A 20,342-nucleotide genomic window follows, 5' to 3' on the forward strand; every position below is an offset into this window, starting at 1 on the left:
ACAGTGCATAGGACAGTGACGCGCCAAGGATCGCCCATTGCCCCAACGCGCTGAGGTTTAGGTTCCGGAACGCATCAAAACCGATCACCACGACCACTCCGGCAAAGCCGATGAGCACACCGACCAAACGGTTCAGGGTGAGGCGCTCATCCGCAAAGAAAATGGGCACCAACAGCACCGTAAAAAGCGCAGTTGTTGCATTAAGAATGCTCGCCAAACCACTGTCGATAAACTGTTGTCCCCAAACAATGAGGGTAAAGGGCAGGGCGTTATTCAGAAGCCCATGCATCAGGAATATCGGGATATATCGGGCTTGTTTGGGCACCTTTGCACCGCTGGCATATATCCAAAGCCAGAGCACCATCGCCCCGCCCGTGACCCGAAACGCGACAGTCGTGTAAACGCCGATGCTCTCAATCGCCGCGCGATTGGCAAGGAATGATCCCGCCCAAATCAACGCCAAAATGAGGATCATGCCCCATGCCTTAGGTGATAGTCGCATCTGCGGAGTCATCGGCGCCTCGATATTTGATCAAAAAGACAAAACCACACAAAAAAGCCCCGCACAATGGCGGGGCTTTCGGAATTTTATCGGCTGGGATTAGTAGTTGTATGCCAGCTTCAGACCGATTGCTGTTGCGGAGTTATCGGTGAAGTTAGAGTTGATAGTCTGCGTTCTTGCATCGCCCAATTCCACGTAACGGATGCCACCTGAAAGCTCCATTCCGTTATCAAACGTGTACGCACCGCCAATAGAATAGCTAATATAACCATCTGTTGGTGCGAGGTTGCTCGCTGCTAAGCCACTTTCTTTTTCATAACCAATCGCAAACTGAGCAGCGAAATTATCGCTAAATTTACGACCGATGCCGACGGTGTAGGTTGTCACGTCTTCGTTGTTAAAGTCAGAAAGAACACCAGTACCGTCAGTTGTACTCGCTGGGTTCGAGTCAGTAAGGTGCGCCTCTGACCAATCTGCCCATCGAATGTTTGCAAACGCGAGAGTGTTTGCCGCAACGCCAGTCTGGAAATCCAAGTTGACGGATTGTGGCATAGTAGCGGTTAGATCACCAGAAGTGCCGTCTAGAGCAAAGTTTGTTTCGGACGAGTAGGTAAGAGCCGCCCGCAATGCAATTTCGGGGATCTCATATGCCGCACCGACGACATACCCTATATCAGAATCTGCTGAGTAGGTCGATGTATACGCTACTGCGAGAGGGTTCCCGATCGGTTGTGTAAGTGTGTAGTTGCCTTCTGCGGACACAATACGAGGACCTGCGTATACACTCATGTTGTCATCAACATGGTACTGGGCGAGGAGTGTATATCCCTTCGAAGTCACTTCAGCGTTGGTTCCAACAAGTGCGTAGCCGGCTGTTGAATAATCAACATTCGCTCCGAACGGCTGGTCCATAATAAGCGCCAATGACCAGTCATCGTTAAGGTCAGTTTTATATGCAAGACCAATTTGAGTGTAACTGCCAGCAACATTACCTGAAGCAGCGGAGGTTGTAGTAGGTGCCAACGCGTGGTCGATCCCTGTACCCGTCACATCCGGGCTCACCGATCCGAACGAAATCTCTGCGTAGGTGCCTTCTTCGAACAGAGCGGTGATGCTCTGGCCGGAACGGTCCATACCGCCTGCGTAGGCTGCGGTGGTGCCGAGTAGCAGGGCGATGCCTGCGCCTGTAAACTTTTTCATGTTTTTGATCCCTGATTACCGTCACGTAAGCTGACGGTCTCCTTCTCCCATGACGTGAACGTTAGCTAACCGAAAGTTGATCGGTCAATTCTGACGCCGCGTAAGATGTTTCTCATGACTTAAGGTAACAGGGGACATGGTAAACGGAAGATTAACAGACGGATAGGCGCGCGGATAATTTGACAGTTGGTCAAATCTGTTGCGGCACCGCATCAAATAAACCGTTCAGTTTACTTTATTTTTCGAGATCAGGACGTTCGCGGATTGCATATTCACGAGGAATTCCAACCGAAATTTCACCCCACGCAGAGGCTTTTACCCGCGCCTGATGCGCATCAAAACTTTCACCATCGGTAAAGAGTTCGGACACGTTGTAACGGCCTGCAACATCGGGATCAGGGGTTACATCGAACCGCACACAGCCCGTTTCAGCGCGGGTGAGTTCGATATGAAGCGGAAGGGCGGCCGCGATTGCCTCGCGCCGCCCTTCGGGGACAACAATATATCCCGTGAGTTCGATCATTCTAGCTCGATCGTTCCCGGAGGCTTGGACGTGAGGTCGTAGAACACGCGGTTCACGCCTTTCACCTCGTTGATGATGCGGGTCATTGTTTCACCGAGGAATTCCTGCGTGAACGGGTAGGTGTCTGCGGTCATGCCGTCGACCGAGGTCACAGCGCGGATCGCAACGGCGTAGTCGTAGGTCCGCCCATCGCCCATGACGCCCACGGTGCGCATCGGAAGGATCGCAGCGAAGGCCTGCCAGATTTCATCATAGAGACCGTGCTTGCGGATCTGGTCGATGTAGACGGCATCCGCTTTGCGCAGGATTTCCAGCTTTTCGCGGGTGATTTCACCTGGGCAACGGATCGCGAGGCCCGGACCAGGGAAGGGGTGACGACCGATAAAGCTGTCTGGCAGTCCGAGTTCACGACCAAGCGCGCGAACCTCGTCTTTGAACAACTCACGGAGCGGTTCGACCAGTTTCAGGCCCATCTTTTCAGGCAGACCGCCCACGTTGTGGTGCGATTTGATGGTGACCGAAGGACCGCCCGAGAAGGACACGGATTCGATCACGTCCGGATAAAGCGTGCCTTGGGCAAGGAACTCTGCGCCTTCGATCTGGTCCGCGTATTTCTGGAACACGTCGATAAAGAGCTTACCGATGGTTTTGCGCTTCACCTCAGGATCGGAAATGCCTTCGAGTTCACCAAGGAACAGCTCGCTTTCGTCCGCATGAATGAGGTTCAGGTTGTAGTTGTCACGGAACATCGCGACGACCTGTTCAGCCTCGTTCAAGCGCAGCAAACCGTGATCCACGAACACACAGGTCAGCTGGTCGCCAATCGCTTCGTGCAAGAGAATACCCGTGACCGAAGAATCGACGCCGCCCGACAGAGCACAGATGACTTGTTTGTCACCGACTTGGGCGCGGATTTTTTCGATCATTTCCTGACGGTAAGACGCCATTGTCCAATCGCCAGTGAACCCAGCCATTTTGACAAAGTTTTCCAGCATCTTGGCGCCGTTCGGGGTGTGGTGCACCTCGGGGTGGAACTGGACAGCGTAGAACTTGCGCGCTTCATCCGCGACCATAGCAAGAGGGGCGTTCGGCGAAACACCGATGACCTCAAACCCAGGGGCGAGTTTCGTGACGCGGTCGCCGTGCGACATCCAAACCTGTTCTTTGCCTTCGCCAAAGAGACCAGCAAAGATCCCGTCGCCTTTGTGACCCTCAGCAGGGGTTACAAAAGCACGGCCATATTCAGCGTGATGTCCAGCTTCGACCTTACCGCCGAGCTGTTCCATCATAACTTGTTGGCCGTAGCAGATCCCAAAGATCGGCAGGCCCATGTCAAAGAGTTCTTGCGGCGCGCGGGGAGAGCCGTCGCGCGTCACGCTGTCAGGACCACCTGAGAGGATCACAGCCTTCGGAGCAAGCTCACGAATGGTTTCAGCGGTGACCGACTGATAGGGGTGGATTTCGCAGTAAACCTTCAGCTCACGCAGGCGGCGCGCGATCAGCTGCGTCACCTGAGAACCGAAGTCGATGATAAGGAGGCGTTGATGCTGGGTCATGCCTGCGGAATAGGGCCGTGGCCACTAAACCGCAAGCGTATTGTCGATAGGGAAATGTCGCTTTTGCCCCCGATAGGACGCAAAATCCGCACCTCGTGTGTTTTTGGCGCGGTATTGAACGTTAAACACCTACCGGAGGGATACATATGTCGGATGTTGCAGAGGCTCGTGGTCGTCGTGGACGTGGGGGTGGCGGTGCTGCCCGTCGTGCGGAACGGTCTGCCGTCAGCGTCGAAACGGCAAAATACATCGAACGCAACATTCCTAACCTCGAAGTTCTGAACGACGAGGCACTGGAAATCATCGAGAAAAACGCCGAAACGATTCTCGCTGAAGTCGGCGTGAACTTTGTCGATAACCCTGAAGCGCTCGAACTGTGGAAAGCAGCAGGCGCAGACGTTCAGGGAGAACGCGTTCGTATTCCCCGCGGCCTTGCTCGTGAACTGTGCAAAACCGCTCCGTCGAAATTCATTCAGCACGCTCGTAACCCCGAGCGCAACGTTGAAGTTGGTGGCAAGAACCTCGTTCTGGCTCCGGTTTATGGCCCGCCGTTCGTACGCGACAGCAACGGTGGTCGTCGTTACGCGACCATGGCAGACTTTGAGAAGTTCGTGAAACTGGGCTACATGTCCAAATGGCTTCACCACTCAGGCGGCACCGTTTGCGAACCGACCGATATTCCGGTGAACAAGCGTCACCTCGACATGCTTCTGGCGCACATGACCCTGTCGGACAAACCGTTCATGGGTTCTGTGACCGAACCGAGCCGTGCGCAAGATTCGGTTGAAATGTGTGAAATCCTGTTCGGCAAAGAGTTCGTTCAAGAAAACACCGTGATGACTTCGCTCATCAACATCAACTCGCCGATGACTTTCGACAGCATCATGATGGGTGCACTCGAAGTTTACGCTCGCAATAACCAAGCTTGCATCATATCGCCGTTCATCGTTGGCGGCGCAATGGCTCCGGTTTCTGTTGCTGGCACGCTGACACAGGTTCTGGCCGAAGTTCTGGCAGGCGTGGCTTATAGCCAGCTGGTCCGCAAAGGCGCGCCAGTGATCTTTGGTGCGTTCGTGACCTCGATCGACATGGGGTCGGGCGCTCCGACCTTTGGTACACCTGAGGCCGCTCTGATCACCTACGGTGCTGGTCAGCTCGCACGTCGTCTGAACCTGCCGTATCGTTCTGCTGGTTCGTTCTGTGGTTCGAAACTGCCTGACGCTCAGGCAGCTTATGAAACTGCGAACTCGCTGAACATGGGCCTCATGGCTGGCGTGAACTTCATGCTTCACGCTTGTGGTTGGCTCGAAGGCGGTCTTGTTGCAGACTTCGAAAAGTTCGTGATGGACGCTGATCAGCTCGGCGCTCTGCATGGTCTGGCTCGCGGCATCGATATGTCCGAAAACGGCCAAGCGATGGATGCGATCCGCGAAGTCGGCCCTGGCGGTCATTACCTTGGCTGCGCACACACTCAGGCGAACTTCCAGACTGCGTTCTGGCGCTCTGACCTCTTTGACTACAAGCCGTTTGAGACTTGGGACGAAGAAGGCGCACGTGACACCCGTGCACTCGCTGCCAATCGCGTCGAAAAGATGATCGAAAACTACCGTCAACCGGTTCTCGATCCAGCTATCGAAAGCGCGCTTCGCGAGTATGTCGCGAACAAGAAAGCGTCGATGCCTGACAGCTTTACCTAAGACAATCAGCCCCGCAGCGCTTCAAACGCTGCGGGGTTTTGCATTGGCACGCAGGTCGCGTGCTTCGGCCATGATCGCAATCAGAACCTCGACGTGCTTTGCAATCGAATACTCGGCCCGTGCGGCAAGCCGATGATCATTCATCCTCCGCTCTAGCTCCAACAGTTTGACCAAAGCCTCTGCGCATTTAGGCAATGATGGGCTGCGCAAAATGCGGGGCAGGTGGATTGATCGTTTGTAATCATCCACACCAAATCGCGCCGTCCGCACCAAAAGCGACGGACGATTGAGCGCCGCAACCATTCCAAAGATATCCAACATCGGTCAGTCCTTTCGCGTCAGAATTTGGAATATCCTGACACAGGTTTTCCCGTGTTGCGTGTGTTCGAATTTCAGCGTTCGGTCCTGCTACCAGAATTTATCTTTTTGAAACCATTATGATATGGCGCGGTTTCCTTAACATTTAGGTAACTAACGCAATTATAGGTTGAAAAAGTGTTAAGGGCGCTGCGCCCTGACGTGGGATGGACGATCTGGGGAACACTATGACTGTAACTGCTGAAAGGGTGGCCATCGTCACGCATCTGCCTGCGTGGGTGCCCGATGCCGCACGGAACTATCTGGCGCATACCGAAACGGGGCTTTCCATACGGGCATTGGCACGGGCGAGCGACTGCCATGCCTCAACGATTTTGCGCCAAGTGCGACGGTTCGAAAACCGACGTGACGATCCATTGGTCGACGATGCACTCAGACGGCTAGCGGGGCATATGCCTGCGCGGTCTCAAGCGTCAGATGGGGAAACAGCCTTTATGAATGTCGAACTGCGCAATGATCCAAACCCGCAACCTGATGGTCTGACCGAAGACCAAATCACCCGTGAAGCAAACCGTATCCTGCGGCGTCTATGTGAAACGGGTGCCGTTCTGGCGGTTGCTCGCGACATGGAAATGGCGGTCGTCGTGCGGGATGATCCTAGCGGTGGCACAATGCGCACGGCGGTGACGGAACGCGCGGTCGCGCAGGCCTTTGCGCTGCGCGATTGGATATGTTGCGACGATCCCGAAGCCCGCATTGTCCGCTATCGGATCACCAATACCGGCCGCGCCGCAATTCGCCAAATGATCGAAACCAGTGGGTTTGCTGAGCAGCAAAGTCCGTTCATTTCGTCCATGGATGAGCGGTTCTTTGACGACGTTCGGACGGCGGGGCGGGTGACAATTGCGGAAAGTCCGCTAGTTGGGCTTTCGCGTCGACGCGGGAAAGATGGGCAACCTTTTCTGACGCGGGATTTGGTGACCGCAGGGGAACGGCTCCGCGAAGATTTCGAGTTAGCAAATATTGAGGCGAACTCCCAATTGGATTGGGCAGCCTTAATCATGTCTCCCGCTGGGACGGAAATTCAATTGGATGGTGCGGGGCGGCGTGTTCTGTCGGCCCTTCATGATCTCGGCCCGGGGCTGGGTGACGTCGCATTGCGCTGTTGTTGCTACCTTGAGGGGTTAGAGGCAGCAGAACGCAAAATGGGCTGGGCCGCGCGTTCGGGTAAAATCGTGCTCCGCATCGCGTTACAACGATTAAAGCGTCATTACGATGAGCAGGGCCAATACGCGCCGAAAATCGGATAATGAAAACTTGCCCTAAGTTGAGTTTCAAATAAGTTCACCTGATGCGAACCACATTCAAACAACTCCGCTATATGATCGCTCTGGCCGAAGAAGGTAGCTTTGTTGGCGCGGCCGAACGCGTTCACGTCTCGCAACCTGCTTTGTCGCTTCAAATCAAAGAGATAGAGAGCAACCTTGGCGTTGATCTCTTCGAACGCTTGCCGCGTGAAGTTCGACTAACGCGGGCAGGACAGGTTGCCGTGGATCGGGCGCGTCAAATCATGGCAGAGGTAGCAGACCTAGAAAAAGCGGTCCGTGATCAGAAAGGCCTGTCGGGGAGCCTCAAGTTGGGCGTTATTCCAACCGTCGCGCCGTATCTTTTGCCGCTTGCCGTTACCGAAATTCGGGCACGCGATTTGATGTTAGAGCTTCGGATAAGAGAGGCGCAAACCGACCGATTGATCGAAGAACTGAAACGGGGACGCCTCGATGCCGCGGTGATGGCGCTACCGATCGGGGAAAAGGGGCTCGTCGCGCATCTACTGTTTGACGATCGGTTTCTGCTGGCCGGATCAAAGGGGCGGCTGGCGGCCTTAGCCGACCGAGGGGAGGCGCTGCGCCCGACCGAGATTGTGCCTGATCAACTGCTGCTCCTCGACGAAGGTCATTGCCTTGCCGATCAAGCGCTAGAGGTTTGCGGGTTACGTGGTCGCGGTCGCGTTGATCTCGGTGCGTCATCGCTCTCGACCCTATGTGGCCTCGTGGCCGAGGGGTTCGGTTTGACGCTGTTACCAGAGATTGCCGTTCGAACCGAACAAGCCGCGCAATCGGGGCTGTCTTTGATGCGGTTCAAAGGGGCAGAGCCAAAACGCACGCTTGCCTTGGTGCGACGGGAAACCACGACGGATGATGGGTGGTTTACCGAATTGGCGGGTATTCTAACAAATGCCGGGCAGGGGCTTTTGACCCATGCCCGACACGTCAGTCAGCCTTAGGCTGCTGCGGTTGTGTTGGCTTCTTTGAGCCACGCCATCACGGTTTCAGGCGAAGATACGCCGTAAGGGTCTTCACCGTGGTTGTCGCTGAGGCCCGGCTCTTCGAACCATGCTTCGATCACGCCATCATTGACAACGCAGGCATAGCGCCACGAGCGCAGACCAAAGCCGAGGTTATCTTTGCGCACCAGCATACCCATGCGGCGGGAAAATTCGCCCGAACCGTCAGGAATGACTTTGACGTTTTTCAGACCCTGATCCTGCGCCCATTTGTTCATCACGAACGAGTCGTTCACGGACATGCAGTAGATTTCATCGATGCCTTCTGCCGCGAAATCTGCAAAACCGTTCTCAAAACCCGGAAGTTGGTATGTCGAGCAGGTCGGGGTGAACGCGCCCGGCAGCGAGAAAAGAACAACGCGCTTGCCCGCAAAATAATCCGCAGTGGTCATGTCCTGCCAGCGGAACGGGTTCGGGCCGCCAACGGATTGATCACGAACACGGGTCTTAAACGTTACGTCGGGAAGCGTGTAACCAACTTTCATCTGTCTCTCCTAAAAGGTTGCTCTGCAGTGCAGCAATTCTGTCCGCTGTTTAGAATGATTCTACCCAAGCCACAATTCAGACCGAACCCTCAAATGGCGCATAGCTGCCATTCATTGCTTTCAATTCATAAAGAGACTATTTCGGTTCCATCATGGCTCAGGAGGAGGTCCCATGCGCGATCTTAAAATTCCGGATCAGCGGCACCCTGAAAAGGCGCACCGCCCAGACAACGCTCAGCCGAAAAAGCCGTCGTGGATCCGTGTTAAGGCACCGACTTCTGACGGGTATAAGAAAACCGCCGCTATTATGCGCGACCACAAGCTCGCGACCGTCTGTGAAGAAGCCGCATGCCCGAACGCTGGCGAATGCTGGAGCCAAGGTCACGCCACCATGATGATCATGGGCGAGATTTGCACCCGTGGCTGCACATTCTGTAACGTAGCGACGGGCAAACCGAACGCTCTCGACGTGTTTGAACCGGGTCGTGTTGCGGATGCAGTGCAAAAGCTGGGCCTGAACCACGTTGTGATTACCTCTGTCGACCGTGACGATCTGGATGACGGAGGTGCGGAACATTTCGCGCAAACAATCCGTGCTGTGCGCCATCGGTCGCCTGAGACGACGATCGAGGTTCTGACACCTGACTTCTTGAAATGTGGTCCTGAGGCGCTGGAAATCGTTGTTGAGGCGAAGCCCGATGTGTTCAACCACAACCTCGAAACGGTGCCGGGCCTGTATCACGAGGTTCGTCCAGGGGCGCGCTATTTCCATTCGCTGCGCCTTTTGCAGCGCGTGAAAGAGCTCGACCCGTCGATGTTCACCAAATCGGGCATCATGGTCGGTTTGGGTGAAGAGCGGCAGCAAGTGCTACAGGTGATGGACGACATGCGGTCGGCGGATGTGGATTTCCTGACCATTGGCCAATACCTTCAGCCGACGCCGAAACACCACCGCGTTGACGCGTTTATCACACCAGAGGAATTCGGCTCTTATGAAAAGTCTGCCTACGGCAAAGGGTTCCTAATGGTTTCAGCGACACCGCTGACGCGTTCGTCCTATCACGCAGGCGACGATTTTGCGCGTTTGCGGGACGCGCGAAATAAGAAATTGGGCCTCGCCTAATCCTTCATACGGTCCGCTACGGCGGGCCGTTTTCGTTTATGCGTAAAGTACGCCCGCACGGTCCTCGAACGCTTTCACGATCCGCGACATCGCCTCGTTAAAGAACATGCCAGCCGCCCCTTGGAGCAGTTTGTTCTTAAACTCAAAATCCACTGAAAATGCGACTTCGCAGCCACTCTCAACATCGCGAAAGTTCCAGACGGAATTCAGGTGCTTGAACGGGCCGTCGATGTAGGCTGTGTCGATCTGCATCTTTTCTGGCCAGAGCGTGACGCGCGACCCAAAGCTTTCGCGGAAGACTTTGAACGACACGACGAGGTCCGCCAGCATGACCGCATGATCGCCGTGATCAGTCACCGACCGAATGCGCGCACCTGCCGTCCACGGAAGGAACTTTGGGTAGCTCGCCACATCGCCAACCAGATCGAACATCTGTTGTGCGGTGTAGGGCAGAACCTTTGTCTCAGCGTGGCTTGGCATTTTGGCCTCATCGGTTTTATCGCGTCTTTACTTACGGACCACAGCCCGCGATGCAAGAGGGCCATTTCGCCACATAGCCAAATTCGACTTTGACATAGGCGGACTGTTTTCAGACAAAGAGGCGAAACTAACGGAGAGTCAGATGCCCAACCGTCCTTATGTCATTGACGAGATGATTTCCGCAAAGGCCATTGCGGCCCGGATTGAAGCCCTCGCCAAGGTGATTGAGACAGAGTTCGCAGACACTGACAAACTGGTTGTCGTTGGGCTCTTGCGTGGGTCGTTCGTGTTTATCGCGGATTTGGTGCGCGAGATTGGATTGCCGATTGAGGTCGATTTCCTTGAGGCGTCATCTTACGGCGATGGAATGGAGAGCAGCCGCGAAGTTCGCATCCTCAAAGACCTACGCGGTCAGATCGAAGGTCGCGATGTTCTGGTAGTCGAGGATATAATCGACACAGGTCACACGCTGTCTAAGGTGACTGAGTATCTCAAAACCCGCAAACCCGCGCGGTTACGCACGATTGCGCTGTTGGATAAACCGGCGCGTCGCGAGGTGCCGTTTAAGGCGGATTGGACTGGCTTTGAAATCCCCGATGAATTCGTTGTCGGCTACGGTATCGACTTTGCCCAGCGGAACCGAAATTTGCCGTTTATTGGGTCGGTGAAATTCGTACAGGACTAAATGAAAAGGGGGCCAATCGGCCCCCTGATCGTTTTAGGAGTTCAGTTCGTAGGCGCGTTCGCCGTGAACCGATAGGTCGAGGCCGTTTGTTTCGGTCTCTAGATCAACACGGATCGGGAAGATCAGTTTGACCACGTAGATGATGATCAGCGTGCCAACGACGGTGAAGATACCGACGATTGCAAGAGCGCCAAGCTGAGCCGTCCATGTGGCAGCGCCAAAGACAGCGAGCATGATCGTGCCGAAGATACCGCCAATCCCGTGAACCGCAAAAACGTCGAGCGAGTCGTCGATCTTTAGTTTGTCACGGATCAGGACAACGGCTTCTTGGCAGAGGACGCCAGCGATTGCGCCGATGATCAGGGCCTCAACAGGGCCGACAGAGCCAGCCGCTGGGGTGATCGATGCAAGACCCGCAATCGAACCTGTCACGATAGAGACCAGCGAAGCACGACCGAATTTAATACGTTCCCAAAGCGCCCAAGACAGCGAAGCGGTCGCAGCCGAGAGGTGGGTCACGGTGATCGCCATTGCAGCTGAACCGTTTGCTGCCAGTGCCGAGCCACCGTTGAAGCCAAACCAGCCAACCCAGAGCATGCCAGCGCCGATAAACACGAGGCCCGGATTATGCGGAGGGGTGTGCTTTGTCTTACGCGGACCAAGGACCAGCGCGAGAAGAAGCGCTGCGAGGCCAGCGGTTTCGTGAACCACGATACCACCCGCAAAATCGACAGTGCCCATCTGTGCAAGGAAACCACCGCCCCAAATCCAATGGGTGACGGGTGCGTAGATCAGCAACATCCAAGCAGCCGAGAAGGCGAGCACGAACCCAAAGCCGATACGTTCGACATATGCGCCGATGATCAGGGCAGGGGTGATGATTGCGAATGTCATCTGGAAGGCAAAGAACAGCACTTCGGGGATGGTGCCCGAAACGGTATCTGCATCAACGCCAGCGAGGAACATCTTGGACAGGCCGCCCCAGAAGGCGCCTTCGCCGCCAAATGCAATTGAGTAGCCAGCGACAAGCCACAGAACACTCATCAGACAGGCAACTGTGAAACAGTGCATGAACACACTCAATACGTTACGGGCGCGGACAAGGCCCCCATAAAACAGTGCAAGGCCCGGCAGTGTCATGAATAGCACAAGCGCAGTGGCCACAAGAATCCAGGCGGTATCCGCTCCGTTCATTGTCCCCTCCAGAATTGGGTTTTCCCGTTGATGGTGGGCAAAGGCAGGATTCGAAGTGCTTAGGAAAGGCGCAATCGCGGAATATCGTGATAAAATATTCAGCAGTTTTGTAAGTGATTAAATATTGGGCAGTCACAGGGTCCTACGATTAAAATCAGGGCAACACTGAATCTGTGGCCCTAAGTAAGAGATCAAGCGCATGATCCCGCGCTGCTAGCCGAACGTTTTCGCGGCCCAAGGCGCCAAACTCAACGGTTTCGGTCTGTGTTTCTGTGCCGTTGGTAATCCCAAAACAGACACGGCCTTCGGGTTTGAAGTCGGACCCACCGGGGCCAGCGATCCCCGTGATCGACACGGCAAGCGTTGCGTTGGAATGTGCCAGCGCACCGCGGCACATCTCATCAGCGACCTGTTCACTCACTGCACCAAAGGCATCAAGCGTCTCTGCACGGACACCCAACATCGCGATTTTTGCATCGTTGGTGTAGGTGACAAAACCCCGATCAAAGATTGCCGAACTCCCCGCGATATCGGTGATTGCAGCAGACACCATCCCACCTGTGCAGCTTTCCGCTGTGGCGATGACGATACCTTTGGCGCGTGAAATTTCGAGAAGGCGGGCAGCGCGGCTCACATCAGCACCAGATGAAACAGCGCCGCAAAGCCGATGGTCACAATCGCGGCAAAGACACCCGCAATCACATCGTCGAGCATAACGCCCATTGCGCCACCTTTGCGATCTGCCCAACCAACAGGGCCGGGCTTTGTAATGTCAAACAGGCGGAAGAAGATGAATGCACAGACCCAACCCGGCCAGAGACGGGTTACGTCGATGTTCATCATCGATGCACCGTAGATCACGGGCGCAAGGGCGACCCACTGGCCGACAACTTCGTCGATAACGACCTCGGACGGGTCGTGATCTTCTTTGCCGTCGATGTAGATGTTCGTGAAATACAGCCCCTTGAGGAACCCAGCGACAATCGCAAAAGCAAAGAACCAAACGCCACCGATTTGATAAATCGCCCAAGCAAAGGGTAGGGCGGCCAACGATCCCCACGTGCCGGGGGCAGCGCGCAAGAGGCCGACGTAAAAGACGGTTACAGCGAGACGAGCGAGTTCTTTCATAGTTTCACCAATGTTGCTGTTGCAATCGATGCGATACCTTCTTCGCGACCTGTAAAGCCGAGCCGTTCTGATGTGGTTGCCTTGACGCTCACACGCGTCTTATCAAGCCCCATGATCCGCGCCATTTCCGCTTTCATCGCCGCTGCGTGCGGACCGACCTTGGGTCGTTCGCAGATCAGCGTGCAATCAACATGAGTGATGGTAAAGCCGTTTTCACGCGCCAAGGCACATGCGTGTTCGAGGAAAATATAGCTGGCGGCACCCTTCCATTGCGGATCGGAGGGCGGAAAATGTTGGCCGATGTCGCCCATCCCAAGCGCGCCGTAGATCGCATCCGTCACCGCATGCATCCCAACGTCCGCGTCCGAATGACCCTTGAGCGCCTTGTCATGCGGGATTTTTACGCCGCAGAGCCAGACATGATCGCCGTCCTCAAAAGCGTGAACGTCAAACCCGTTGCCAGTGCGAATATCCATGTCGGCCCTCAATATTGCTTCGGCCCACGCAAAATCTTCGGGAGCCGTAATTTTAATGTTCGTCTCGTCGCCCGCCACGATCGCAACGTCAAGCCCAGCCCGCCGTGCAACCTCCACATCATCCGCAGCGTCGCCAACTAGGCTGCGATGGGCCGCAAGGATTGGATGGTAGTGAAACCCTTGCGGCGTCTGTGCGCGGTATAGGCCATTGCGATCCTGCGTGCCAATGACGGTTCCGGCATCCCCTCGCCAGAGGGCATCTGTCACCACGAGGGCCGGCGCCGCTGCTTGGTGGGTAGTCAGAGCGGCGACAACACGGTCAATTACAGCTTGGGGCACCAATGGACGCGCTGCATCGTGGATCAATACGAAATCAGGTGCGGTTTCAACCATCGCCTCAAGCCCCGCCCGAACAGAGGCAGCGCGGGTCGCGCCACCGGCAACACAGCGGCAGCCCGTCAATTCAGTAGCACGATCCATGTCGTCGGGATGAAGAACAACGACTACAAGATCACAGCTAGAAAAACGAGCAATAGACCGCGTGAGGATCATCTCGCCCGCGATGCTTTGCCATTGCTTGGGGATATCGCCGCCCGCTCTGACACCGCGTCCCGCCGCCACAATCAATGCTGCTGTCGTCATTAAAACCTCGGTTCGTTTTACTCAGTCTTAAGCGCCTCAGGCGGGCCACGCAAACCATGATAGCTTTGCGGGCGTTTTGATTAAAAATTAAGCAGCAACACGCAAATGCCTAAATATTATCGCTGATTTTATTGTGGGTTGAGTGCGAAATGGCTAGATCAGAACCGAACGCTCAACAAATAGGCAAAATTGGTGGTTCGGAACGATTCCTTATTGATTGGTGATGTGACCCTAACGCCGACGGTGGCGCTGGCTCCGCTTGCGGGGATCACTGACCTGCCGTTTCGCCAGCTCGTTGGTGAATTCGGTGCGGGTTGGGTCGTGTCCGAAATGGTCGCCAGTCAGGAAATGATCCAAGCGAAACCCGGTGTCCGTGAAAAGGCTGAACTGGGATACGATCAGGCCAATACCGCCGTTCAGATCGCAGGGCGCGAGGCCTATTGGATGGCAGAGGCTGCTCGGCTGATTGAGGCCAACGGTGCGCGGATGATCGATATCAACATGGGCTGCCCCGCGAAAAAGGTGACGAACGGTTACTCTGGCTCGGCCTTGCTCAAGGATTTGGACCACGCACTCACGTTAATTGAGGCCGTCGTGGATGCGGTTTCCGTGCCTGTCACTCTCAAAACACGTTTGGGCTGGGACGATGCACTACTGAACGCTCCAACGCTCGCCAAACGCGCTGAGGACGCAGGGATCAAGATGATCACCATCCACGGCCGCACGCGATGCCAATTCTACAAAGGCAAAGCAGATTGGGATGCGATCCGCGCGGTCAAAGATGCGGTGACGATCCCCGTGATTGCGAACGGCGACATTGTTGATAGCGCCTCGGCCAAAGAGGCTCTTGATCGATCGGGGGCAGATGGCGTGATGATCGGGCGAGGTGCCCAAGGGCGGCCTTGGGTTCTCGCGCAAATCGCGGCCGATCTTTCTGGCACCAAAGCGCCAGAAACGCCGACCGTTGCGGAATTTATCGACCTAGTTTCAAAACATTACGAGGCGATCCTTTCATTCTACGGGATCGACCTTGGCGGGCGCGTCGCGCGGAAACACTTGGGTTGGTACATGGATCAAGCCGCACCAAGCGCAGAGCTTCGTCGCGCGGTGTTAACAGAAAAAACACCAGAGCAGGTTCTGCGTCTTTTGCCCGACGCACTATGTGACATGGAAAGACGTGCAGCATGATCAATGATCAAAACCTTTGGAATTCGCTGCCTGTTCCGGCCTTGTTGCTGGGTGGGGATGACACGATCCTCGACAGCAACCCCGCTGCTGAAAGCTTCCTCAACCTTTCATCCAAGGCACTTACAGGCGCGAATGTCTGGGAAAAGGTGATGATTGATGCGCCGATGGAAGAGGCCTTTGAACGGGCGCGGAAATACAAAACGTCACTCTTTGTAAACGACATTGATGTGGGATCGGGTGAACGCCCGCCGATGCAATGCAACATCCAATTTTCTCCGCTCCAAGGCACCGAAGACCAGATGGTGATGATGATCTCACCGCGCGAAATCGCGAGCCGTATGACGATCAACACGTCGTCGGGTAAGGCCGCAAAGTCCGCCATTGGTATGGCTGAAATGCTGGCACACGAGATCAAGAACCCGCTGGCGGGGATTACGGGTGCGGCGCAGCTGTTGTCGATGAACCTCAATTCCGAGGATCAGGAAATGACCGACCTGATCGTCGATGAATGCCGCCGTATTGTGAAACTGTTGGAGCAGGTCGAGCAATTCGGGAACCTTCGCCCACCTGTCGCAAAGCCCGTGAACATTCACGACATCTTGGATCGCGCACGGCAATCAGCTTCAATCGGGTTTGGCGCGCATATGATGTTCGTCGAGGACTATGACCCGTCGCTGCCTCAAACAATGGCGGATGCGGACCAGTTACTGCAGGTGTTCCTGAACCTACTGAAAAACGCGTCCGAGGCTGGCAGTGCGGGCGGCACAATCCGTCTACGGACCTTCTATGATCCGTCGTTGCGCGTACGTCGGCCTGACGGCACCCATGCACGGTTGCCGCTTCAGATCGAGGTGATCGACGATGGCCCCGGACTGCCACCCGAAATCGCGGCAGATGTATTTGAACCCTTTGTTTCGGGACGGGAGAACGGAACGGGCCTTGGTCTTGCGCTGGTCTCGAAATTGATCGCCGACGTTGGCGGCTGGATTTCGGTGGACTCCGTTCCCGGACGCACCTTGTTCCGCATTTCACTACCTCTTGCGCCCAAAGACCTTCAATTGACTGACGGAGAGACCTAATGGACGGCACAGTCCTCGTCGCCGATGACGACCGCACAATTCGCACCGTTTTGACCCAAGCATTGACGCGAGCAGGCTGTAAGGTCCACGCCACGTCGTCGATCGTGACGCTCATGCGCTGGGTCGAGGAAGGGAAGGGCGATCTGGTTATTTCCGACGTGATTATGCCCGACGGCAATGGTCTGGAACAGCTGCCCAAGATCGCAGAGCTTCGACCGGGTCTGCCTGTCATCGTGATTTCGGCACAGAACACGATTATGACAGCGATCCAAGCGGCTGAGGCAGATGCCTATGACTACCTGCCGAAACCGTTTGACCTACCTGACCTGATGAAACGTTCGGCGCGTGCGCTGGAAGTCAAACGCCGTGCGCCCGTGCCGCGTAGTGACAGCGATGAGCGTGCGGGGGATTTGCCTCTGGTCGGTCGAACAGCTGCGATGCAGGCGCTTTATCGGCTTGTCGCACGCGTGATGAACACACCGCTTCCCGTGCTGATCACGGGGGAAAGTGGCACGGGAAAATCTCTTATTGCCCGCGCAATTCATGACCTCTCTGACCGTCGGAGCCTGCCGTTTGTGGTGGTGGCGCCCTCTGACCTTGACGGGATGGACGGCCCCAGCACAGTGATCGCACGTGCCAAAGGCGGTTCGGTTCTTTTTGATGAGGTCGGCGACCTGAGCCACGACGCCCAAGCGCGGATTGTCCGGATGCTGGATGCCTTGGGCGAAAACGCGCCGCGGATCATGGCGACAAGCCAGATTGACCTGATGTCGCGGATGGAGTCCGGTGAATTCCGCGAGGACCTGTTCTATCGTCTATCGGGCGTAACGATCGCCGTTCCATCGCTTCGCGAACGGGTTGATGACGTTGCCATCCTTGCTGAACACTTCCTATCGAAATCAGAGCGTGACGGCATGCCTGCACGCCGTCTGTCCCAAGGGGCGCTGGATTTGGCCCGTGCTTACAGCTGGCCTGGCAACGTGCGTCAGTTGGAAAACGCCATGCGTCGATTGGTTGCGACTGCTGCCGAGGAAGAAATCACGCGCAGTGAAATGGAGATGATCCTCAGCAACCAGCCTGCGATGGAGCCGCTGCGCAGTGGCGACTCTGGTGACAAACTCTCGGCTTCGGTGACCAAACACTTGCGTCGGTATTTCGATTTACATGGCGGCGTGCTGCCGCCTCCAGGGCTGCATCAACGTATTTTGCGCGAAGTTGAGACGCCGTTGATCGAGATTGCACTGGATGCGACAGGCGGCAATCAGGCGAAATGCGCCGATCTTCTCGGGATCAACCGAAATACGCTCAGAAAGAAGATCACCGAGCTCGATATCCGCGTGACACGGCGCCGTAAGTTGATGTAAATTAGCCACACAACAGTGGCGGAAGAGTCGCAATGACCTTTTGACCACATAAGGCGGTAGCGGGGAAAACCTCGCATTTTACAGGACGAGCGGGTGCAACACTCCCTCTTGGGTCAAATCCTCAGCCAGTTCAGCTGGTGGAGACGAAAGCGTTCGGTTCAGAACGCTGCAACGCTCGGGTTGGTTCTTTTAGGGCCAACTCTTGTGGCGCTTACCTTTGTTGTTTTGGGACCCCTGGATCAGGGCGCTGCGGATAATTCGCTGCGTCTCGTCTTGCTTGCTGACTTTGTTTACATTCTCGTCGTTGCATCGCTCGTCATGCAGCGCGTGGCGAAAATGGTCGCAGCCCGTCGCGCACGATCTGCAGGCTCTCGCCTTCACCTTCGTTTGACAGGAGTTTTCGCACTCTTGGCGCTGATCCCGACGGTCATGGTCGCTATTTTCGCGGTTCTGTCGATCAACATGGGCCTTGAGGGGTGGTTTTCGGAACGCGTTGGGAATGTTCTGAACAACTCACTCTCCGCGGCGCAGGCTTATAAGGACGAGCACCGTCGTGAATTGACCCGCGATGGGGAGGCATTGGCGGGGTATCTCAACCTCAAACGCCAAGCGACTCCATTCATGACTGATGGCCAAATCCGCGAGGCACTCGCCGCCGTTCAACCCCAAATCGACCGCACCCTTACTGAAGCGTTTGTGATCGATAGCGCAGGTGATTTTCGTGCCCGCGCCGTGGGGTCTTACGAGTTTGATCTCGAACGCCTCACACCCGAAGAGATTGCCGTTGCTGATGCCGAAGGACAACTTTTGATCGAGGACTGGGATAACAACGAATTTCGGATCGTTATTCCGCTAGAAAGCTACCTTGATCGTTACCTCTATGTGAGCCGCGCAGTCGACGGGAGCGTTCTGTCACTTCTCGACGAAACTGAACAAACTGTTGGCCTTTACAATCAGTTAGAGAACGAACGTGGGCGGCTCTTCTTTGAATTCGGCCTCGTTTACCTCGGGTTCGCATCAATCCTAATCCTTGCCGCGATTTGGCTAGGACTTTGGTTCGCGGAACGCCTCGCACGGCCAGTTGGTCGCCTTGTGACAGCCTCGCACCGTGTGGGTGAAGGTGATCTAGATGTTCGTGTTCCAGAGATCGTAGGTGATGATGAAATCGCGCAATTGGGTCGCGATTTCAACAAGATGACAGAGCAACTTAAGGCGCAACGAACGGAGTTGCTGGAGAACACGCAGCAGATTGAGGGTCGCCGAAGGTTGTTCGACTCTGTGCTTGGGTCGATTACGTCGGGGGTTATTGGCCTCGATCCCAATGGAAATATCAGTTTTGTAAACCGCTCGGCGCGTCGATTGCTCGATATCGACAGCATGCAAAAAGATGTGGCTCTGTCAGTCGCCGTCCCAGAATTCGGCCCCGTTTTTGACGTCCTACGCACCGAAGGACGCGAAGTCGTTCAAGAGCAGCTGAACCTGATAAGGTCCGGTAAACAAGAAACTTTGCTGGTTCGCATGGGTACACGGCGTGCGCAAATCCAAGGCGAGGGCGAAGCTGCGCTCGAAGGGTATGTTGTGGCGTTTGACGACGTGACCGACCTCGTGACCGCTCAGCGCACTGCAGCTTGGGGTGATGTAGCCCAGCGGATTGCGCATGAAATTAAAAACCCGCTGACGCCGATTCAATTGTCTGCGGAACGGATTAAACGAAAATTCGGGCCTAAAGTTGGTGACGAAAGCGACAGCCTGACACAAATGACGGACGTCATTGTTCGGCAGACGGGTGACTTGCGGCGCATCGTCGACGAGTTCTCAAAATTCGCTAGGATGCCAGAACCCGTCAAAACGACCTTCGATTTGGTGAAGCTACTCAAGGATTCCGTTTCACTTCAAGAAGTTGGCCAGCCGACGGTTAAGTTTGTAAGTGACCTCCCAACTGATCACGTAGATGCCGAAATTGATCAGACAATGATTGGGCAGGCCCTGACGAACTTGATTAAAAACGCTGGTGAAGCCATTGAGACGCGACAGGAAAAGCTGGGATCAGATTTTACGCCAGAGATCCGCGTGACGATGGCCGTTGATAGCGGATTGGCGCGTATCACGATTTCGGACAACGGCATCGGTTTGCCTGAGGATCGTGCGCGACTGTTCGAACCCTATGTCACCACCCGCGACAAGGGCACCGGCCTTGGCCTGCCGATTGTGCGCAAAATTATCGAAGAACATGGCGGCACTCTCACACTTGAGGACGCCGAAACCTATGACGGCACCGGCCATTTTGGCGCGATGGCTGTTATTGATCTACCTGTGCTGGCGGCGGTACCGCAAGACCAGAAAACGTGAGTTTATGAG

General features: G+C 55.4%; 20 protein-coding genes. 9 read left to right on the forward strand and 11 right to left on the reverse strand.

Features of this window, described 5'->3' with window-relative positions:
• The 4 genes from AC1QQ2_RS04270 to guaA form a co-directional block, all read right to left on the reverse strand.
• Positions 1 to 502: DMT family transporter (locus AC1QQ2_RS04270; protein WP_479712213.1), on the reverse strand; the 502-nt coding region annotated here is incomplete at its 3' end.
• A gap of 99 nt (positions 503 to 601) precedes the next feature.
• Positions 602 to 1,702: an OmpP1/FadL family transporter gene (locus AC1QQ2_RS04275; protein ID WP_479712214.1), complete on the reverse strand. Its 1,101-nt coding sequence runs from the start codon at positions 1,700 to 1,702 to the stop codon at positions 602 to 604.
• Between the two features lie 235 nt (positions 1,703 to 1,937).
• Positions 1,938 to 2,225 carry a putative quinol monooxygenase gene (locus AC1QQ2_RS04280; protein ID WP_479712215.1) on the reverse strand — a complete coding sequence of 96 codons (288 nt, stop codon included), beginning with the start codon at positions 2,223 to 2,225 and terminating at the stop codon, positions 1,938 to 1,940.
• Positions 2,222 to 3,781, reverse strand: a complete 1,560-nt coding sequence (gene guaA, locus AC1QQ2_RS04285) for a glutamine-hydrolyzing GMP synthase (RefSeq protein WP_105235067.1) — start codon at positions 3,779 to 3,781, stop codon at positions 2,222 to 2,224. The genes AC1QQ2_RS04280 and guaA overlap by 4 nt, the downstream gene beginning before the upstream one ends.
• 146 nt (positions 3,782 to 3,927) lie before the next feature.
• Between guaA and AC1QQ2_RS04290 the strand changes: the two genes are divergently transcribed.
• Positions 3,928 to 5,478, forward strand: coding sequence for a trimethylamine methyltransferase family protein (locus AC1QQ2_RS04290; protein WP_105235068.1), 1,551 nt, complete (start codon positions 3,928 to 3,930; stop codon positions 5,476 to 5,478).
• A 21-nt stretch (positions 5,479 to 5,499) separates the two neighbouring features.
• On the opposite strand, the gene AC1QQ2_RS04295 is transcribed toward AC1QQ2_RS04290, so the two are convergent.
• Positions 5,500 to 5,799, reverse strand: coding sequence for a DUF6477 family protein (locus AC1QQ2_RS04295; RefSeq protein ID WP_105235069.1), 300 nt, complete (start codon positions 5,797 to 5,799; stop codon positions 5,500 to 5,502).
• 224 nt (positions 5,800 to 6,023) lie between these two features.
• On the opposite strand from AC1QQ2_RS04295, the gene AC1QQ2_RS04300 reads away from it, so the two are divergent.
• Both AC1QQ2_RS04300 and AC1QQ2_RS04305 read left to right on the forward strand, forming a co-directional pair.
• The gene (locus AC1QQ2_RS04300) at positions 6,024 to 7,106 is read left to right on the forward strand and encodes a DUF6456 domain-containing protein (protein ID WP_479712216.1); all 1,083 of its coding nucleotides are present in this window, start codon (positions 6,024 to 6,026) and stop codon (positions 7,104 to 7,106) included.
• Positions 7,107 to 7,147: 41 nt separating this feature from the next.
• On the forward strand, positions 7,148 to 8,080 hold the full coding sequence (locus AC1QQ2_RS04305; RefSeq protein WP_479712217.1) for a LysR substrate-binding domain-containing protein: 933 nt from the start codon (positions 7,148 to 7,150) through the stop codon (positions 8,078 to 8,080).
• Here AC1QQ2_RS04305 and AC1QQ2_RS04310 read toward each other — a convergent pair.
• Positions 8,077 to 8,625: a redoxin family protein gene (locus AC1QQ2_RS04310; protein WP_479712218.1), complete on the reverse strand. Its 549-nt coding sequence runs from the start codon at positions 8,623 to 8,625 to the stop codon at positions 8,077 to 8,079. The genes AC1QQ2_RS04305 and AC1QQ2_RS04310 overlap by 4 nt on opposite strands.
• Positions 8,626 to 8,797: 172 nt before the next feature.
• On the opposite strand from AC1QQ2_RS04310, the gene lipA reads away from it, so the two are divergent.
• Positions 8,798 to 9,748, forward strand: a complete 951-nt coding sequence (gene lipA, locus AC1QQ2_RS04315) for a lipoyl synthase (RefSeq protein WP_105235071.1) — start codon at positions 8,798 to 8,800, stop codon at positions 9,746 to 9,748.
• 36 nt (positions 9,749 to 9,784) lie between these two features.
• Here lipA and AC1QQ2_RS04320 read toward each other — a convergent pair whose 3' ends face one another.
• The gene (locus AC1QQ2_RS04320) at positions 9,785 to 10,228 is read right to left on the reverse strand and encodes a type II toxin-antitoxin system RatA family toxin (protein ID WP_479712219.1); all 444 of its coding nucleotides are present in this window, start codon (positions 10,226 to 10,228) and stop codon (positions 9,785 to 9,787) included.
• 142 nt (positions 10,229 to 10,370) lie between these two features.
• On the opposite strand from AC1QQ2_RS04320, the gene hpt reads away from it, so the two are divergent.
• Positions 10,371 to 10,913, forward strand: coding sequence for a hypoxanthine phosphoribosyltransferase (gene hpt / locus AC1QQ2_RS04325; RefSeq protein ID WP_067545061.1), 543 nt, complete (start codon positions 10,371 to 10,373; stop codon positions 10,911 to 10,913).
• A 33-nt stretch (positions 10,914 to 10,946) separates the two neighbouring features.
• On the opposite strand, the gene AC1QQ2_RS04330 is transcribed toward hpt, so the two are convergent.
• The 4 genes from AC1QQ2_RS04330 to AC1QQ2_RS04345 all read right to left on the reverse strand — a co-directional run bounded on the left by AC1QQ2_RS04330 (position 10,947) and on the right by AC1QQ2_RS04345 (position 14,353).
• Positions 10,947 to 12,107 (reverse strand): ammonium transporter, encoded by a 1,161-nt coding sequence (locus tag AC1QQ2_RS04330; RefSeq protein ID WP_438986800.1) that lies wholly within the window; start codon positions 12,105 to 12,107, stop codon positions 10,947 to 10,949.
• A 154-nt stretch (positions 12,108 to 12,261) separates the two neighbouring features.
• Positions 12,262 to 12,741, reverse strand: coding sequence for a CinA family protein (locus AC1QQ2_RS04335; protein ID WP_479712220.1), 480 nt, complete (start codon positions 12,739 to 12,741; stop codon positions 12,262 to 12,264).
• Positions 12,738 to 13,235 carry a phosphatidylglycerophosphatase A family protein gene (locus AC1QQ2_RS04340; protein WP_479712221.1) on the reverse strand — a complete coding sequence of 166 codons (498 nt, stop codon included), beginning with the start codon at positions 13,233 to 13,235 and terminating at the stop codon, positions 12,738 to 12,740. Before AC1QQ2_RS04340 ends, AC1QQ2_RS04335 begins: the two co-directional genes overlap by 4 nt.
• Positions 13,232 to 14,353, reverse strand: a complete 1,122-nt coding sequence (locus AC1QQ2_RS04345) for a bifunctional 2-C-methyl-D-erythritol 4-phosphate cytidylyltransferase/2-C-methyl-D-erythritol 2,4-cyclodiphosphate synthase (RefSeq protein WP_479712222.1) — start codon at positions 14,351 to 14,353, stop codon at positions 13,232 to 13,234. The genes AC1QQ2_RS04340 and AC1QQ2_RS04345 overlap by 4 nt, the downstream gene beginning before the upstream one ends.
• Positions 14,354 to 14,569: 216 nt before the next feature.
• On the opposite strand from AC1QQ2_RS04345, the gene dusB reads away from it, so the two are divergent.
• The 4 genes from dusB (at position 14,570) to AC1QQ2_RS04365 (ending at position 20,333) form a co-directional block, all read left to right on the forward strand.
• Entirely contained in the window at positions 14,570 to 15,541 is a 972-nt protein-coding gene (dusB, locus tag AC1QQ2_RS04350) for a tRNA dihydrouridine synthase DusB (protein WP_479712244.1), read from the forward strand.
• Positions 15,538 to 16,620: a two-component system sensor histidine kinase NtrB gene (locus tag AC1QQ2_RS04355; protein WP_479712223.1), complete on the forward strand. Its 1,083-nt coding sequence runs from the start codon at positions 15,538 to 15,540 to the stop codon at positions 16,618 to 16,620. Before dusB ends, AC1QQ2_RS04355 begins: the two co-directional genes overlap by 4 nt.
• Complete coding sequence (locus AC1QQ2_RS04360; protein WP_479712224.1) at positions 16,620 to 17,984, forward strand: response regulator; 1,365 nt, start codon at positions 16,620 to 16,622, stop codon at positions 17,982 to 17,984. Before AC1QQ2_RS04355 ends, AC1QQ2_RS04360 begins: the two co-directional genes overlap by 1 nt.
• A 93-nt stretch (positions 17,985 to 18,077) precedes the next feature.
• Positions 18,078 to 20,333 (forward strand): sensor histidine kinase NtrY-like, encoded by a 2,256-nt coding sequence (locus tag AC1QQ2_RS04365; protein WP_479712225.1) that lies wholly within the window; start codon positions 18,078 to 18,080, stop codon positions 20,331 to 20,333.
• Positions 20,334 to 20,342 lie beyond the last annotated feature (9 nt).

This window comes from Aestuarium sp. (assembly GCF_023253315.1).
Taxonomy (GTDB): domain Bacteria; phylum Pseudomonadota; class Alphaproteobacteria; order Rhodobacterales; family Rhodobacteraceae; genus Marivivens; species Marivivens donghaensis.